The sequence below is a fragment of the Stutzerimonas tarimensis genome, assembly GCF_042648805.1.
Taxonomy (GTDB): Bacteria; Pseudomonadota; Gammaproteobacteria; order Pseudomonadales; family Pseudomonadaceae; genus Azomonas; species Azomonas tarimensis.
The window spans coordinates 144,928-160,699 of the sequence record NZ_JBHRXZ010000029.1; the positions used below are offsets into that span (position 1 = coordinate 144,928).

Annotated in this window: 15 protein-coding genes; 10 read left to right on the top strand and 5 right to left on the bottom strand. The window is 63.2% G+C overall.

Annotated elements, in window-relative coordinates:
- Positions 1-793 precede the first annotated feature (793 nt).
- Positions 794-3,472: an aconitate hydratase AcnA gene (gene acnA / locus ACFOMF_RS17930; protein WP_386367446.1), complete on the bottom strand. Its 2,679-nt coding sequence runs from the start codon at positions 3,470-3,472 to the stop codon at positions 794-796.
- A gap of 207 nt (positions 3,473-3,679) precedes the next feature.
- Between acnA and rlmM the strand changes: the two genes are divergently transcribed.
- Complete coding sequence (gene rlmM / locus ACFOMF_RS17935) at positions 3,680-4,741, top strand: 23S rRNA (cytidine(2498)-2'-O)-methyltransferase RlmM (RefSeq protein ID WP_386367449.1); 1,062 nt, start codon at positions 3,680-3,682, stop codon at positions 4,739-4,741.
- Between the two features lie 95 nt (positions 4,742-4,836).
- Positions 4,837-5,088, top strand: a complete 252-nt coding sequence (tusA, locus tag ACFOMF_RS17940; protein ID WP_386367450.1) for a sulfurtransferase TusA — start codon at positions 4,837-4,839, stop codon at positions 5,086-5,088.
- A 403-nt stretch (positions 5,089-5,491) separates the two neighbouring features.
- Here tusA and fliS read toward each other — a convergent pair whose 3' ends face one another.
- From fliS to ACFOMF_RS17960, 4 genes are all read right to left on the bottom strand, one after another.
- Positions 5,492-5,875, bottom strand: a complete 384-nt coding sequence (fliS, locus tag ACFOMF_RS17945; protein WP_386367452.1) for a flagellar export chaperone FliS — start codon at positions 5,873-5,875, stop codon at positions 5,492-5,494.
- Positions 5,876-6,163: 288 nt separating this feature from the next.
- Positions 6,164-7,555 (bottom strand): flagellar filament capping protein FliD, encoded by a 1,392-nt coding sequence (fliD, locus tag ACFOMF_RS17950; protein ID WP_386367455.1) that lies wholly within the window; start codon positions 7,553-7,555, stop codon positions 6,164-6,166.
- 80 nt (positions 7,556-7,635) lie between these two features.
- Positions 7,636-7,995 (bottom strand): flagellar protein FlaG, encoded by a 360-nt coding sequence (locus tag ACFOMF_RS17955; RefSeq protein WP_386367457.1) that lies wholly within the window; start codon positions 7,993-7,995, stop codon positions 7,636-7,638.
- A 71-nt stretch (positions 7,996-8,066) separates the two neighbouring features.
- Complete coding sequence (locus ACFOMF_RS17960) at positions 8,067-9,821, bottom strand: flagellin N-terminal helical domain-containing protein (protein WP_386367459.1); 1,755 nt, start codon at positions 9,819-9,821, stop codon at positions 8,067-8,069.
- 440 nt (positions 9,822-10,261) lie between these two features.
- Here ACFOMF_RS17960 and ACFOMF_RS17965 point away from each other — a divergent pair, with 440 nt between their 5' ends.
- From ACFOMF_RS17965 to rplT, 8 genes are all read left to right on the top strand, one after another.
- A complete protein-coding gene (locus ACFOMF_RS17965) occupies positions 10,262-10,756 on the top strand; it encodes a DUF4126 domain-containing protein (protein ID WP_386367461.1) in 495 nt (164 codons plus the stop codon).
- A 62-nt stretch (positions 10,757-10,818) separates the two neighbouring features.
- Positions 10,819-11,658: a glutathione-dependent disulfide-bond oxidoreductase gene (gene yghU, locus ACFOMF_RS17970; protein ID WP_386367463.1), complete on the top strand. Its 840-nt coding sequence runs from the start codon at positions 10,819-10,821 to the stop codon at positions 11,656-11,658.
- Positions 11,659-11,825: 167 nt separating this feature from the next.
- Positions 11,826-12,071, top strand: coding sequence for a hypothetical protein (locus ACFOMF_RS17975; protein ID WP_386367465.1), 246 nt, complete (start codon positions 11,826-11,828; stop codon positions 12,069-12,071).
- Positions 12,072-12,096: 25 nt separating this feature from the next.
- Positions 12,097-12,327, top strand: coding sequence for a PLD nuclease N-terminal domain-containing protein (locus ACFOMF_RS17980; RefSeq protein ID WP_449342993.1), 231 nt, complete (start codon positions 12,097-12,099; stop codon positions 12,325-12,327).
- Between the two features lie 330 nt (positions 12,328-12,657).
- The gene (thrS, locus tag ACFOMF_RS17985) at positions 12,658-14,580 is read left to right on the top strand and encodes a threonine--tRNA ligase (protein ID WP_386367468.1); all 1,923 of its coding nucleotides are present in this window, start codon (positions 12,658-12,660) and stop codon (positions 14,578-14,580) included.
- A gap of 17 nt (positions 14,581-14,597) precedes the next feature.
- Positions 14,598-15,131, top strand: coding sequence for a translation initiation factor IF-3 (infC, locus tag ACFOMF_RS17990; protein WP_386367470.1), 534 nt, complete (start codon positions 14,598-14,600; stop codon positions 15,129-15,131).
- Between the two features lie 62 nt (positions 15,132-15,193).
- Positions 15,194-15,388, top strand: a complete 195-nt coding sequence (gene rpmI, locus ACFOMF_RS17995; RefSeq protein WP_386367472.1) for a 50S ribosomal protein L35 — start codon at positions 15,194-15,196, stop codon at positions 15,386-15,388.
- A gap of 26 nt (positions 15,389-15,414) precedes the next feature.
- Positions 15,415-15,771 carry a 50S ribosomal protein L20 gene (gene rplT, locus ACFOMF_RS18000; RefSeq protein WP_386367475.1) on the top strand — a complete coding sequence of 119 codons (357 nt, stop codon included), beginning with the start codon at positions 15,415-15,417 and terminating at the stop codon, positions 15,769-15,771.
- Position 15,772 lies beyond the last annotated feature (1 nt).

The window sequence follows — 15,772 nt, forward strand, 5'->3', positions numbered from 1 at the left end:
ACCCCGTAGGAGCGAGCTCGCTCGCGAATGGCCGAAACCCCGCCGCGGCGGCCATTCGCGCCCAAGGTCGCTCCTACAAGAGCGGGCCGGTGGATGACACAAGTTCCGCGACCCACCCAGCCCCGTAGGAGCGAGCTCGCTCGCGAATGGCCGAAACCCCTCCGCGGCGGCCTTCGCGCCCAAGGTCGTTCCTACAAGAGCGGGCCGGTGGATGACACAAGTTCCGCGACCCACCCAGCCCCGTAGGAGCGAGCTTGCTCGCGAATGGCCGAAACCCCGCCGCGGCGGCCTTCGCGACCAAGGTCGCTCCTACAAGAGCGGGCCGGTGGATGACACAAGTTCCGCGACCCATCCGCCCCTGTAGGAGCGAGCTTGCTCGCGAATGGCCGAAACCCCGCCGCGGCGGCCTTCGCGCCCAAGGTCGTTCCTACAAGAGCGGGCCGGTGGATGACACAAGTTCCGCGACCCATCCAGCCTGTAGGAGCGAGCTCGCTCGCGAATGGCCGAAACCCACCCCGTAGCAGCGAGCTCGCTCGCGAATGGCCGAAACCCCTCCGCGGCGGCCTTCGCGACCAAGGTCGCTCCTACAAGAGCGGGCCGGTGGATGACACAAGTTCCGCGACCCACCCAGCCCCTGTAGGAGCGAGCTTGCTCGCGAATGGCCGAAACCTACCCCGTAGCAGCGAGCTCGCTCGCGAACCGGCCGAAACCCCGCCGCGGCGGCCATTCGCGACCAAGGTCGCTCATACAAGAGCGGGCCGGTGGACATCGCAGCAGTGGATCGCGACTTAATCTAAGCCTGCCCGATCATCTGCCGCAGCACATAATGCAGGATCCCCCCGGCCTTGAAATACTGCACCTCGTTGAGGGTGTCGATACGGCAGAGCACCTCGAAGCTCTCGCGGCTGCCATCGGCGCGTTCGATGTCGACGGTGAGCTTCTGGCGCGGCTTGATGTTCGCCGAAAGCCCGCGAATGGACAGCTTTTCCTGGCCGGTGAGCCCGAGCGACTGACGGTCCTGCCCGTTGATGAACTGCAGCGCCAGAACCCCCATGCCGATCAGGTTGGAGCGGTGGATGCGCTCGAAGCTCTCGGCGATCACCGCCTTGACGCCCAGGAGGTTGGTGCCCTTGGCTGCCCAGTCGCGGCTCGAGCCGGTGCCGTACTCCTTGCCGGCGATCACCACCAGCGGCACTCCCTCGGCCTGGTACTTCATTGCGGCATCGTAGATGGGCATCTTCTCGCCGCCGGGCTGGTAGAGGGTATTGCCACCTTCTTCGCCGCCAAGCATCTCGTTGCGGATGCGGATGTTGGCGAAGGTGCCGCGCATCATCACCTCGTGGTTGCCGCGACGAGACCCGTAGGAATTGAAGTCATCGGGCTGCACACCCAGCGACTGCAGGTACTCGCCGGCCGGCGAGCTGGCCTTGATGTTTCCGGCGGGCGAGATGTGGTCAGTGGTGATCGAGTCGCCGAACAGCGCAAGGATGCGCGCATCCAGAACGTCCTGCGGCTCGGGCGCGGGTTCGCCGATGGCGTCGAAATAAGGCGGGTTCTGCACGTAGCTCGAGTTCGAGTTCCACTCGTAGGTATTGCCCGGGGTGACCGGGATCGCCTGCCAGTGCTCGTCGCCGCTGAACACGTCCGCGTAACGGCGGCGGAACATGTCCCCGTCGATCTTGGCCACTTCCGCATTGACCTCCTGGCTGGTGGGCCAGATGTCCTTCAGGTAGACCGGATTTCCCTGATTGTCCTCGCCCAGCGGCTCGCGGGACAGGTCGATACGGGTAGTGCCGGCCAGGGCGAACGCCACCACCAGCGGCGGCGAGGCCAGCCAGTTGGCCTTGACCAACGGATGCACCCTGCCCTCGAAATTGCGGTTGCCGGACAGGACCGACGAGACGATCAGATCGTTATCGGTGATCGACTGGCCGATTGGGTCCGGCAGCGGGCCGGAGTTGCCGATACAAGTGGTGCAGCCATAGCCCACCAGATTGAAGCCCAGCTCATCCAGGTAGTTGTTCAGTCCAGCCTTGAGCAGATAGTCGGTCACCACCTTCGAGCCGGGCGCCAGCGAGGTCTTCACCCAGGGTTTGCGGATCAGTCCGCGTTCGACGGCTTTTTTTGCCACCAGCCCGGCGGCCATCAGCACGTTGGGGTTGGAGGTGTTGGTGCAGGAGGTAATGGCGGCGATCACCACGTCGCCATGCTTGAGACCATGGGCTTCTCCGGAGACCGGAAAATCCCGGTCGGCTTCGGCTTTCTTGCCGCTTGTCTCCAGCAGCAGATCGAAATTCGAGCCGATATCGGTCAGGGCGACGCGGTCCTGGGGGCGCTTCGGGCCGGCGAGGGACGGCACCACGCTGCCCAGCTCGAGCTCCAGGGTGTGGGTGAATTCCGGGTCAGGCGAATTGCTGTCGCGCCACAGCCCCTGGGCCTTGTAATAGGCCTCCACCAGGGCGATTCGATCCTCGTCGCGGCCGGTCAGGCGCAGGTAATCGAGGGTGATGCCGTCGACCGGGAAGAAGCCGCAGGTAGCGCCATACTCGGGCGCCATGTTGCCGATGGTGGCGCGGTCGGCCAGCGGCAGGGTGTCCAGGCCTGGGCCGTAGAATTCCACGAACTTGCCCACCACGCCCTGCTTGCGCAGCATCTGGGTAACCGTCAGCACCAGGTCGGTGGCGGTCACGCCTTCCTTCAACTCGCCGGTCAGGCGAAAGCCCACGACTTCCGGAATCAGCATCGACACCGGCTGGCCGAGCATCGCCGCTTCAGCCTCGATACCGCCAACGCCCCAGCCCAGCACGCCAAGACCGTTGACCATGGTGGTGTGCGAGTCGGTGCCGACCAGCGTGTCGGGATACACCACCGTTTCGCCGTCCTCATCACGGGTCCAGGCAACTTGGGCGAGGTATTCGAGGTTGACCTGATGGCAGATGCCGGTGCCTGGCGGCACCACCTGGAAATTGTCGAACGCCTGCTGGCCCCAGCGCAAAAACTCGTAGCGTTCGCCGTTGCGCTGCATCTCGATCTCGACGTTCTGCTCGTAGGCGTCGGCATTGCCGAAGCGATCGACCATTACCGAGTGATCGATCACCAGATCCACCGGCGAGAGCGGATTGATTTGCTGAGGGTCGGCACCCGCCTTGGAAACCGCATCGCGCATGGCGGTGAGATCGACCACCGCCGGCACGCCGGTGAAGTCCTGCATCAGTACCCGCGCCGGTCGATACTGGATTTCCTGATCGGCACTGCGGGTCTTCAGCCAGCCGGCCAGCGCGTCCAGATCGCCGGGTTGCACGGTCACGCCATCTTCATGGCGCAGCAGGTTTTCCAGCAGCACCTTCAGCGAGGCGGGCAGGCGGCTAATGTCGCCAAGCTGGTGGGCGGCCTCGGGGAGGCTGAAGTAATGGTAGGTCTTGCCGTTCACCTCGAGGGTGCGGCGGCAGTTCAGGCTATCCAGCGAGGGCATGTCGTTCTCCTTGACCCCTGTGGGCCGTTGGAAGCGAAGAGGCGGCCAGGCATAACCGAATGGGTTGATGATTCCGCCCGGTAGACGCTCGATCGGTACAGGCCTGGCGCCGTCGCATTTGGCTTAACCTAGCTCTGGACTGACCGGGGCGGCAGGGGTTCCCGTCCTCGGCTATGATGCGCGGCCACGCTCTCTGGTCAGCTACCCATGGAAACCGCCACGAATACTCTTCTTCTGCATTGCCGCCCCGGCTTCGAGGCCGAGGTCTGCGCCGAGATCGGCGATCAGGCGGCGCGTGTCGGCGTGCCTGGCTACGCCAAATCCAAGGCCGGCACGGCCTGTGCTGAATTCGTCTGCACCGAGCCGGGTGGGGCGCAGCGGCTTATGGAGGCGGTGTCCTTTTCCAGCCTGATCTTTGTCCGTCAGTGGGCCAGGGGCACCTGGGTCGAACTGCCGGAGCGCGATCGCATTGGCGTCCTGCTCGATCAATTGGCCGAGGCTCCGGTGTTTTCAGGCCTCTGGCTCGAGGTCATGGACACCAATGATGGCAAGGAGCTGTCCACCTTCTGCCGCAAGTTCGAAGGGCCGCTGCGCCGCGCACTGGAAAAGGCGGGGCGCTTGAAGGACGACGGTCATGGGCCGCGCCTGCTGCTGACGTTCCGTAGCGGCCGCGAAGCCTTCGTCGGGGTCGCAGATGCCGATAACAGCGCGCTCTGGCCCATGGGCATCCCACGGCTGAAGTTTCCCCGTCAGGCGCCCAGCCGCTCGACCCTCAAACTGGAGGAAGCCTGGCACCATTTCATCCCCCGCGACCAATGGGACGCACGCCTGGCACCGGCCATGACCGCCGTCGACCTCGGCGCCGCGCCCGGAGGCTGGACCTGGCAGCTGGTCAACCGGCACATGCGCGTGACCGCCGTCGACAACGGCCCGATGAACGAGGAGCTGATGGACTCGGGTCTGGTGGATCACCAGCGGGTCGACGGCTTCGCCTTCCGCCCACGCCGGCCGGTGGACTGGATGGTCTGCGACATCGTCGAAAAGCCCGCACGCAACGCCGCCTTGTTGGAAACCTGGATCGGCGAGGGGCTGTGCCGCGAGGCGGTGGTCAACCTCAAGCTGCCGATGAAACAGCGTTACGCCGAAGTGAAGCGCCTGCTGGAGCGAATCGCCGATGGCCTCGATGCCCGCGGCGTGCGCGCCAGCATCGCCTGCAAGCAGCTCTACCACGACCGGGAAGAAGTGACCTGCCATCTCAGGCGGTTGTGACCCGGGCAGCAGCGCGTTCGTACCGCTTGCCGGCGCGATGCCTCGACCCCGCGCCGGCAATGGGTGAAAATCCCGGCGTCTGAATCGGAGGTTCCATGACCAGCCCCAACGACCTGCCCGTCGATGCCACCCTCGACGCCACCGGCCTGAACTGCCCGGAGCCTGTGATGATGCTGCACAACAAGGTGCGCGACCTGGGCCCAGGCGACATGCTCAAGGTAATCGCCACCGACCCCTCCACCCAGCGCGACATCCCCAAGTTCTGCCTGTTCCTCGGCCACGAACTGGTCGGCCAGGAAGAAGGCGAGGGCAGTTATCTGTACTGGATACGCAAGAAGCAGGGTTGACCTGGCCGCCAATGACGCCTGTGGAATAGGCGCAAATCGGGGTTTTCGCCACGACCAGCAGCCACCACCCCTGTAGGAGCGGGCCCAGACCGCGACGTTTTTTCGCCCCCGCGCCGCTCGTGCAGCCACCGCGCCGCCCATTCGCTGTCAGGGCCCGCTCCTACAAAAGCGCAGTGATCGTGCGGGCTTCAGGCGCGAAATCGGGGCGTTTCGCCACTACCCTGTAGGAGCGGGCCCCGACCGCGACGCTTTGCAACCACCGCACCGCTCGTGCAACCACCGCGCCGCCCAATCGCGGTCAGGGCCCGCTCTTACAAGAACTGCGCTGCCGACGCCGCTCCCACACGGCCAAAACAACAGAGCCCGGCGGTTGCCGGGCTCTGTTGTTCGATGTGCGTGGCGATCAGGCGCCGGCGATGCCGTCCCAGCCTTCCTTGACCTTGCGCAGCAGGCCGGAAACCTCGTCCAGGCGCTCCACGTCGCTGTGGCGGTTGGCTTCGGTCAGGCGGCGCATCATGTACTCGTAGAGGCTGTCGAGGTTGGCGGCATATTCACCACCCACTTCCGGGTTCAGCGCCTCGCGCAGCCCGCCGATGATGGCCACGGCCTTGCCGATCAGCTCACCCTTCAGGGCCACCTGCCCACGCTCCAGCGCGCCGCGGGCCTGGGCGATGCGCTCGAGCCCGCCCTCCATCAGCATCTGGATGAGGCGGTGCGGGCTGGCTTCCAGCACCTGGGCGTTGCGGTTGACGGTCTGGTATTGGCGAAGTGCGGCCGAGGCGTTCATGTGAGGTTCCTTGCGCAAGAGTGGCTGGATTAACCTCTATATCGACGTGGTACTCATGAACTTTAGGCCGTGATAGCGATGAGACTGCAGCGCAAGAGAGCTGGCGCAGGCGCGCGTTTACCAGGCCGTCGAAACTACCTGCCTTGGCAATACTGCGTTAAACAGCCCCGATCACGAGCCAGGTCAAAACCCTCAGGCACAAAAGTTAGACTCCGCTTTTTCGGCCGTTTTTGCGGGCCGCCATCGGCCTTGTCCTGCCTGCCTCGCCTACGTTATTGAACGGCCTGTTTAACGGCTGCGCTGCTGGGCGATCAGCGCGTCGAACATCGAGTAGATGCTGTTGCGGGTGCTTTCCATCTGCCCGAGCAGGATGTCCATGCTGTTGAACTTGGAATAGAGCGAGGTCTCGAGCTTCTCGACCCGACGGTCCAGGGCCGCCTGCTCCTCCGACAGCTTGGTCAGGTTCGCCTGCAGGTTGTCCTGGCGTTTGGAAAGGATGCCGCCGGTCTCGCTGTAGGCACTGACCGACTTGCCCATACGCGTCAGCAGCCCCTCGTCACCGGAAAAGAACTCGCCTACCGCAGCGTGGTTGGTCGCCAGGGCTTTTTCCAGCTTGGCGCTGTCGATGGCCAAGGTGCCGTCCTTCTGAGTGCTGACACCCAGCTGCGACAGCACCTTGAGCTCGCCGCTGGCGTCAGAGGGCGTGGCCATGGCGTTGCGCAGCGAGTTCATCATGGTCCGCACCGAGGCGTCGCCCAGCAGCGCGCCGGCGTCCGCGACTTCACCATTGGCGCCCGGCGTGACCTTGGTCAGCGCGTTGGTCATGGTCACCAGCGTGTTGTAGGCGGTGACGAAGCTCTCCACCGAGGTCTTCATCCCTTCGGTGTTGGCGCCGACGTTGAGGGTGGTCGACTCGGTGCCTTCAAGCTTGATGGTCAGCCCGCTGATGGCATTGCTCACCGTATTGGTGGCGCTGGTCATGGACAGGCCGTCAATGCTGAACCGGGCATCCTGCGCCTGAACCAGATAACCGGCGCCGGTGCCGCTCTGCTGTACACCCGCCTCGACGTTCAGTTGCGACAGGCTGGGGTTGCTGCCGCTGATGGTGAGATCCGTGCCCTCACCAGTGGTCTCGGAGCTGAGCACCAGGCGCGAGCCGGAGGAGTCGGTCACGATGTTGGCACTGATGCCCGCCGAACTGGATAGCCGAGTATTGATGCTGTCACGGATTTCCGAAAGCGTCGCACCATCGTTGACGTTGACCGAGTACGTGGCCGACCCGAGGGAGATGGACAGGCTGCCGCCGCCAAAGCTGGCCGAGGAGCCGCCACTGATCACCTGACTGGCAATCTTGGAGCCTGTGGCCAATTGCTCGACTTCCAGGGCGTATTTGCCCGGCGCGGCGCCGTTGCCGACAGTGACGGTGGCCACGTCCTCTTTGGTGGATTTGGCCGTCAGCGGAGCGAAGTTGGAGGCGTTGCGCGTGAGCCCACTGAGGGTGGTCTGGAAGGTGTCGACGGCGCTTTTCAGGGTGCCCACGGCCGAGAGAGTGGTGCTGGCGATGGCCGTCTGGCGGTTGATCTGGGCGGCCTTGGGCGCCTTCTCGGCCGTCACCATCGCCTTGACCAGCCCGTCGATATCAAGGCCGGAGCCGAGCCCTGTGATCGTGGTGCCTGACATGGAGCCTCCTCGCTGGAATTCTGACGCGCTGCGTCGATATCCTCTTTACCAGCAGGAATCGAGCCAGACGCTAAAGATGATCATGCCTGGGCCCTGAACAACAGGCTGCGGGCTTCTTCCAACTGCTCGGCGAGACGCAGGGCCTCTTCGCTGGGAATCTGCCGGATCAGATCATTGCCGCTACCGGCATAGACCTGCACCACCACCTGACCGCTGCTGTCGTCCAGCTTGAAATGAAGGCTGCGATCGATGGACTGAATGAAGTCCTGAATCTGCGAAACGGCATCGTCCAGGTTGGCCGGACGGGTGCCTTCCTCGGCGCGGGCGGCCTCGGCTTGTGCGCTTGGGGCCTGCTTGGCGGGCAAGCTGGCGGCGTGGGTCGCGCCCGCGTTCGCGGGTGCCGACATCAGGTTGTTGCTGCCAATCGATGAAAGATCCATGGCGATCTACCCATGCAAAGACGGGAGAGGCGCTCTCGCACCTCCCCCGTGGTTCACCCGAAACCCTGATCTTAGCCCAGCAGGCTGAGGACCGAGGAGGGCAGCTGATTGGCCTGCGCCAATACCGAGGTGGAGGCCTGCTGCAGGGTCTGCTGCTTGGCCATTTCCGCGGTTTCCGAAGCGAAGTCCACGTCCTGGATCCGGCTACGGGCGGCAGAAGCGTTCTCAGCGATGTTCTGCAGGTTGGAAACAGTGCTGTCGAAGCGGTTCTGCACCGCACCGAGCTTGGCACGCTCACTGTCGATCTGCTGCATGGCGCCGTCGAGGACTTGGATGGCTTGTTGGGAGCCTTCGGCGGTGCTGATGTCCAGGTTGCTGACGGTCGTTTCCTGGGTAACGGCTGCCGAGGAACCTGCGGCCAGGCCCAGCGCTGCCAAGCCGGTGCCCTTGGCGCCATCGGCGACAGTGAAATCCTTGTCCGAACTCAGCTTCAGGGTGCCGTCTTCGTTCTTGCTGGCGGTAACACCGGTGCTGGCGGTGTTGATGGCAGTGACGATGGTGTCCATGTCGTCGCCTTCGCCCAACTTGATCTCCGTGCCGTTCAGGGTTATGGAAGTGGCAGACTGGAGCTTGGCATCGGTTTCACCGGCCTTCAGGCCCAGCTTCGCCAGGGCACCTTGACCGGCGGTGCCGGTGGCATCTTCCAGCTTGACCGGTGCTCCATCGCTGGAGGTCAGCGTGATCCGGCCATTTTCCACGGTGCCGGTTACGGCGCCGCCGGTGGCGGTGGAGATGGCACTAAGGATAGTGTCGACGTCATCGGCGGCAGTAAAGGTGACGTCTTGGTCGTTCACCTTTATGGCGCCAGCAGAGCCGATGACGGAAGTGCCGGTAATGGGGGCGGTGCCTGCGGTTGTTGCTGGAGAGCCTTCAACGCTGGTCGGCGCGTTGCCAAACACCGTTTCACCGCCTGTGACGGTCACACCTGTGCCAGCGGCATTGGTCAGAACAATGTTACCGCCACTTTCCGCTGCTGTGATGCTGGTGTTGCCGGCTGCGGTCAATTGTGCCTGGATCTCGCCCGCAACGCCTGCCGTGTTGGTCAGGTTCGTGTTCAGGGTAATGCTGGTGCCGCCAATCTGGAAGGTGGCTGCGTTGGCACCGCTGAAGTCGGTAATCGCGCCTGTGCCGCCGCTGGTGTAGGTGGAGGCTACCGCAGCTGCATCCACGGTGCTGACATTCACCACATCCCCGGTCGTCTTAGCCTGCAGACCAGCAGGCGCAGCTCCTTCAGCAGAAGCGCTGCTGTAAGTGCCCTTCAGATCTTTGGACGCGACACTGCTCAGTCCGAAAGAAACGGTCTGATTCGCATTGGCGCCGATCTGGAAGCTGGTGCTGCCGAAGGTGCCGTCCAACAGATTCTTGCCACCAAAGCTGGTGGTCTTGGCGATACGGGTCAGTTCACCGGACAGGGCGGTGAATTCTTCCTGCAGGGCCTTGCGGTCGTCTTCGCTGTTGGAACCGTTGGCCGACTGCAGGGACAGTTCGCGCATGCGCTGCAGCAGGTTGGTGGATTCCTGCATCGCGCCTTCGGCCGTCTGGGCGATGGAGATACCGTCGTTGGCGTTCTTGACCGCGGTGTTCAGGCCGCTGATCTGGTTGGTCAGACGGTTGGAGATCTGCAGGCCGGCGGCATCGTCCTTGGCGCTGTTGATCTTCAGGCCGCTGGACAGGCGCTGCATGCTCTCGCCGAGGTTGCCGGCAGCCTTGTTCAGGTTCTTCTGAACGTTCAGGGAAGTGATGTTGCTGTTGACGGTCAAGGCCATGATGCTGTCCTCCGAAGGACCTGTGTTTGCCTGAGCTTGCGACCTCTAGGTCGGTGGCTTCAGAAGCCCGATGAGTTCGCGTTCCAAATCCTTATCGGCGCCTGCCCGAAAGGCTTTAGCATTTTTTTCCCGGGAAGTTGCAATAGGCCATTAGGGATCGGCAGCGCGTAACTCCAGCTCCGCGAACCGGTCGTGCCCCGCACCTGCTTATCGGCCCGGGTCCTTACTCCTGTAGGAGCGAGCTTGCTCGCGAACGGGGCCGCGCCGGGGCCAAGCAATCTCGCCCATTCGGGAGCGAGCTCGCGCCTACAAACAAGCGGGGGCCAGGCGCGGCCATCGACCGGCTTATGGGGCAGGGCATGCCTCAACTGCCCGTCCTCACACCTGAACGCCACCCCACCTGACCCGGTCGAACCCTTCAATCATCGGGAGACCGGAACATGACAGGATCAGGCAGCCTTTTATGGGGTGCGTTGGCCATTGGGGTGGTGACGGGTATGCGCAGCATGCTGGCGCCAACGATGGTCGGGGCAGCGTTGGCCGAAAGGTCGGACATCGACGGCGCGGGCGGGCCGGCCGAGCGGTTGGCGGCGCCAAGGACGCAACGGTGGCTGCTGCCGTTGGCGGTGGGTGAGCTCCTGGGCGACAAGATGCCCTTCGCACCGGACCGGACGATCGCCCCGTCCCTGCTGGCGCGTGCGGTGTCGGGTGGCTTCTGCGCGGCAGCGCTGGCCGGTGTGCGGCGCGAGCCCGTATTGGCGCCTGCGCTGATCGGGGCGACGGCCGCCTGTGTCTCGTCCGTCGTGGCGATTCGTCTGCGCAAGCGTTACGGCCGTTCGGGCGAAGTGGCCAATGCCGCCCTGGGCCTGGCCGAGGATTGCCTGGCGCTGGCCATCGGCAACGCCAGCCTGCGCCGGACGCTGGGCAAGGCTTGACAGCGCCTCTCAGCCTGTCTGGACTTGGTCCCCGTGACGGACATCCATATTAGGGAGCACACATGAGCGACACCACCTCTTATCAGCCGCCCCGGGTCTGGGAGCCCGCCGCCTCGGGCGGCACCTTCGCCAGCATCAACCGCCCGGTTGCTGGCCCTACCCACGACAAGCCACTACCGGTGGGCAGGCATCCGCTGCAGCTGTATTCGATGGGCACGCCCAACGGGGTGAAGGTCACCATCATGCTCGAGGAGCTGCTTGCCCTTGGCCACACCGGCGCCGAATACGATGCCTGGCTGATCCGCATCAGCGAGGGCGATCAGTTTTCCAGCGGCTTCGTCGAGATCAACCCGAACTCGAAGATTCCGGCGCTGGCCGACCACAGCGGCGAGACGCCTGTGCGGGTCTTCGAGTCTGGCTCGATCCTCGTCTATCTGGCGGAGAAATTCGGGGCCTTCCTGCCCACCGAAGCGCGGGCACGTACCGAGACGCTGAACTGGCTGTTCTGGCAGATGGGCTCGGCGCCCTTTGTTGGCGGTGGCTTCGGCCACTTCTACGCCTACGCGCCGGAAAAGCTGGAATACCCGATCAACCGCTACGCAATGGAGGCCAAGCGCCAGCTCGATGTACTCGACCGGGCACTGGCCGAGCGGCGCTACATCGCCGGGGACGCCTACAGCATCGCCGACATGGCGATCTGGCCCTGGTACGGCGCGCTGGTACGGGGCGATCTGTACAAGGCGGCGGAATTCCTCTCGGTGCAGGATTATCAACATCTTCAGCGCTGGGCCAATGAACTGGCCCAGCGCCCCGCGGTGATTCGCGGACGCAAGGTGAACCGGACCTGGGGCGAGGCCAGCGAACAGGTGCCTGAACGCCACGAGGCTTCGGATCTGGACTGACCCGGACGAGCGATGCGCGCGCCGGGGAGCAAATCCATCGAGGGCGGTCCAAGAAGGGAGCTGTCCATCACTCAGTCGCTGGCACCGCCCGTTTTGTGGTGGGCCTCGGTCTGACCGGCTGCGGACAGGGCCGGTACCCATTCAGTACAGCTGCGAGGAAAACTACGATGAAACTGCATGCGTTATTGATAGCCGCGGCGCTGGTCGCCGGGCCTGCCTGGGCCCATCAGTGCCCGTCCGAGATCGCCAGGATCGACGAGCGAGTGGAAGCCAATCCGCCGGTGGACCCCGCGTTCCAGCAGCGGGTGCAGTCGTTGCGTGACGACGCAGAGGAAGCGCACCTGGCCGGCGACCATGACGGTGCCATGGAGCTCATCGGCGAGGCCAAGGCACTGCTGGACGAGACCAGTTGAGCATGCCCCTCGACAAGGATTGCCCATGACCGCCCTGTTCGATCCCACCAACACCGGCATGCAGGTCTGGCTGATGCTGGCGCTGGCAGCCGTCCTGCTGCTGAACCTGTGGGCAATCATCGGCGTATTTCGCAGTGACGCCAGTGTTGGGGTCAAGGCGCTGTGGGCTATTGGCATCTCGCTGTTCCCGATTGTCGGCCTGGTGGCCTGGCTGCTGCTCGGCCCTCGCCCAGGCAGGGGCAGGTCGCTGAGATAGACCGCGAAAAAACGCTGCGTCAGCACAGGGCTGTGCTAGTATCCGTCGGCTTGAAACAGGCCTCGTCGCCTATTCAGGCCCCATCCAGTCTTCGGGCGCACAAGGACGGGCGCAGGAGGTTGGCCTATCGCTAGCCATTGGCTGCGACCCGCTTGCTGTCATCCCTCTGCCTGCGATCGGAACGATTCGATATTTCCCCAGTGACTCAGGTCCGGCGCGACTCGGCTTTCGCCTCTGCCTCCGTGCGGCAGAATGCCCCTGACCAGCTTTACTGGCTCATCCCAACCCACGTGGCCTTTGGTAGGGGTCACCACTAGGAGAGGAGGCGCCATGCCCACCATCACTCTTCCCGACGGCAGTCAGCGTTCGTTCGAGCGGCCGGTTTCAGTGGCCGAGGTCGCCCAGTCGATCGGCCCGGGCCTGGCCAAGGCGACCATCGCCGGCAAGGTCGACGGCCGCCTGGTCGATGCCAGCGACCTGATCGAAGGTGACGCCTCGCTGCAGATCGTCACCGCCAAGGACGAGGAAGGGGTGGAGATCATTCGCCACTCATGCGCGCACCTGGTGGGACATGCGGTAAAGCAGCTGTTTCCGGGGGCGAGAATGGTCATCGGGCCGGTGATCGACGAAGGCTTCTACTACGACATTGCCTTCGAGCGCCCCTTTACCCTGGATGATCTGGCTGCCATCGAAGAACGCATGAAGAGCCTCATCGACACCGAGTACGACGTCATCAAGAAGATGACGCCGCGTGATGAGGTGGTCGAGGTGTTCAAGGCGCGTGGCGAGGATTACAAGCTGCGGCTGATCGACGACATGGTCGACGAGACCGCTATGGGGCTGTACTACCACGAAGAATACGTCGACATGTGCCGCGGTCCGCACGTGCCGAACACGCGTTTCCTCAAGGCTTTCAAGCTGACCAAGCTATCGGGAGCCTACTGGCGCGGCGACTCCAAGAACGAGCAGCTGCAGCGCATCTATGGCACCGCCTGGGCTGACAAGAAGCAGCTGGCCGCCTACATCCAGCGCATCGAGGAAGCCGAGAAGCGCGACCATCGCAAGCTGGGCAAGCGCCTCGACCTTTTCCATACCCAGGAAGAAGCGCCGGGGATGGTGTTCTGGCATCCCAACGGCTGGACCATCTACCAGGTGCTCGAGCAGTACATGCGTAACGTCCAGCGCGAAAACGGCTACCTGGAGATCCGCACCCCGCAGGTGGTGGACCGGGTGCTGTGGGAGAAGTCCGGGCACTGGGCGAACTATGCCGAGAACATGTTCACCACCGAGTCGGAAAGCCGCGACTACGCGATCAAGCCGATGAACTGCCCGTGCCACGTGCAGGTGTACAACCAGGGGCTCAAGAGCTACCGCGAGCTGCCGCTGCGCCTGGCCGAGTTCGGTGCCTGCCACCGCAACGAGCCCTCCGGTGCGCTCCACGGGATCATGCGGGTGCGGGGTTTCACCCAGGACGACGCGCACATCTTCTGCACTGAAGATCAAATGCAGGCCGAGTCGGCAGCCTTCATCAAGCTGACCCAGGAGGTCTATGCGGACTTCGGCTTCCACGATATCCAGCTCAAGCTGTCCACTCGTCCGGAAAAACGCGTCGGCACTGATGAGCTCTGGGATCGCGCCGAAGCGGCACTGGCCGCCGCGCTAAACAGCGCCGGCCTGCCCTACGACCTGCAGCCGGGTGAGGGCGCCTTCTACGGGCCGAAGATCGAGTTCTCGCTCAAGGACTGTCTCGGTCGTGTATGGCAGTGCGGTACCCTGCAACTCGACTTCAACCTGCCGGTTCGCCTGGGCGCCGAGTATGTCAGCGAGGATAACGCGCGCAAGCATCCGGTCATGTTGCACCGGGCGATCCTCGGATCCTTCGAGCGGTTCATCGGCATTCTCATCGAGCATTACGAGGGAGCCTTCCCGGCGTGGTTGGCCCCGGTCCAGGTGGCGGTGATGAATATCACCGACAAACAGGCCGAATTTGCCCAGTCAGTCGAGAAACGCCTGAATCAACAGGGGTTCCGGGCAAAGGCTGACTTGAGAAACGAAAAGATCGGTTTTAAAATCCGCGAGCATACTTTGCTCAAGCTTCCCTACCTGTTGGTTATCGGTGACCGGGAGCTCGAGACGGGGTCCGTGGCTGTGCGCACCCGCGAAGGCGTCGACCTGGGCTCCATGCCGGTCGAGCAGTTCATGGAGATGCTTGCGCAGGCGGTTTCCCGACGTGGCCGAAAAATAACGGAGTAAAGACTATTAAGCGTGAAATGAGACAAGACAAACGAGCTCAGCCGAAACCCCCGATCAACGAGAATATCTCGGCACGCGAGGTTCGGTTAATTGGTGCGGACGGTGAGCAGATAGGCATCGTCTCGATTGATGAAGCGCTTCGCGTAGCTGAAGAAGCCAAATTGGATCTGGTGGAAATCTCGGCAGATGCCGTTCCGCCAGTCTGCCGGATCATGGATTACGGCAAGCACCTGTTCGAAAAGAAGAAGCAGGTCGCCGCGGCCAAGAAGAACCAGAAGCAGGTTCAGGTCAAGGAAATCAAGTTTCGTCCAGGGACGGAAGAGGGAGACTATCAGGTCAAATTGCGTAACCTGATGCGCTTCCTCAATGAAGGGGACAGGGCCAAGGTTTCATTGCGATTCCGCGGTCGTGAGATGGCCCACCAGGAGCTGGGCATGGAGCTGTTGAAGCGGGTCGAAGCCGACCTCGCCGAATACGGTTCGGTTGAGCAGCATCCGAAGATGGAAGGACGCCAACTGATCATGGTCATCGCTCCCAAGAAGAAGAAGTAACCACCAGGGCACTGGCAGGCCTTGCGGTTATTTGTAATCACCCACTACGTGGAGTACCGAACATGCCAAAGATGAAAACCAAGAGTGGTGCCAAGAAGCGCTTCAAGCCGACTGCAAACGGCTTCAAGCACAAGCACGCTTTCAAGAGCCACATCCTGACCAAGATGACCACCAAGCGTAAGCGTCAGCTGCGGGGCACTTCGCTGCTGCACCCGTCTGATGTTGCCAAGGTGGAGCGCATGCTGCGCGTTCGTTGATCGGTCAAGACTAGAGGAAATTACTCATGGCTCGTGTTAAGCGTGGCGTCATCGCTCGCCGTCGTCACAAAAAGATTCTGAAACTCGCCAAAGGCTACTACGGCGCACGCTCACGCGTGTTCCGCGTTGCCAAGCAGGCGGTAATCAAGGCTGGCCAATACGCCTACCGTGACCGCCGTCAGCGCAAGCGCCAGTTCCGCGCTCTGTGGATTGCTCGTATCAACGCTGGTGCTCGTCAGAACGGCCTGTCCTACAGCCGCCTGATCGCTGGCCTGAAAAAGGCATCCATCGAGATCGACCGCAAGGTTCTGGCCGACCTGGCAGTGAACGAAAAAGCGGCATTCGCTGCGATTGTCGAGAAAGCTAAAGCGAATCTGGCTTAAG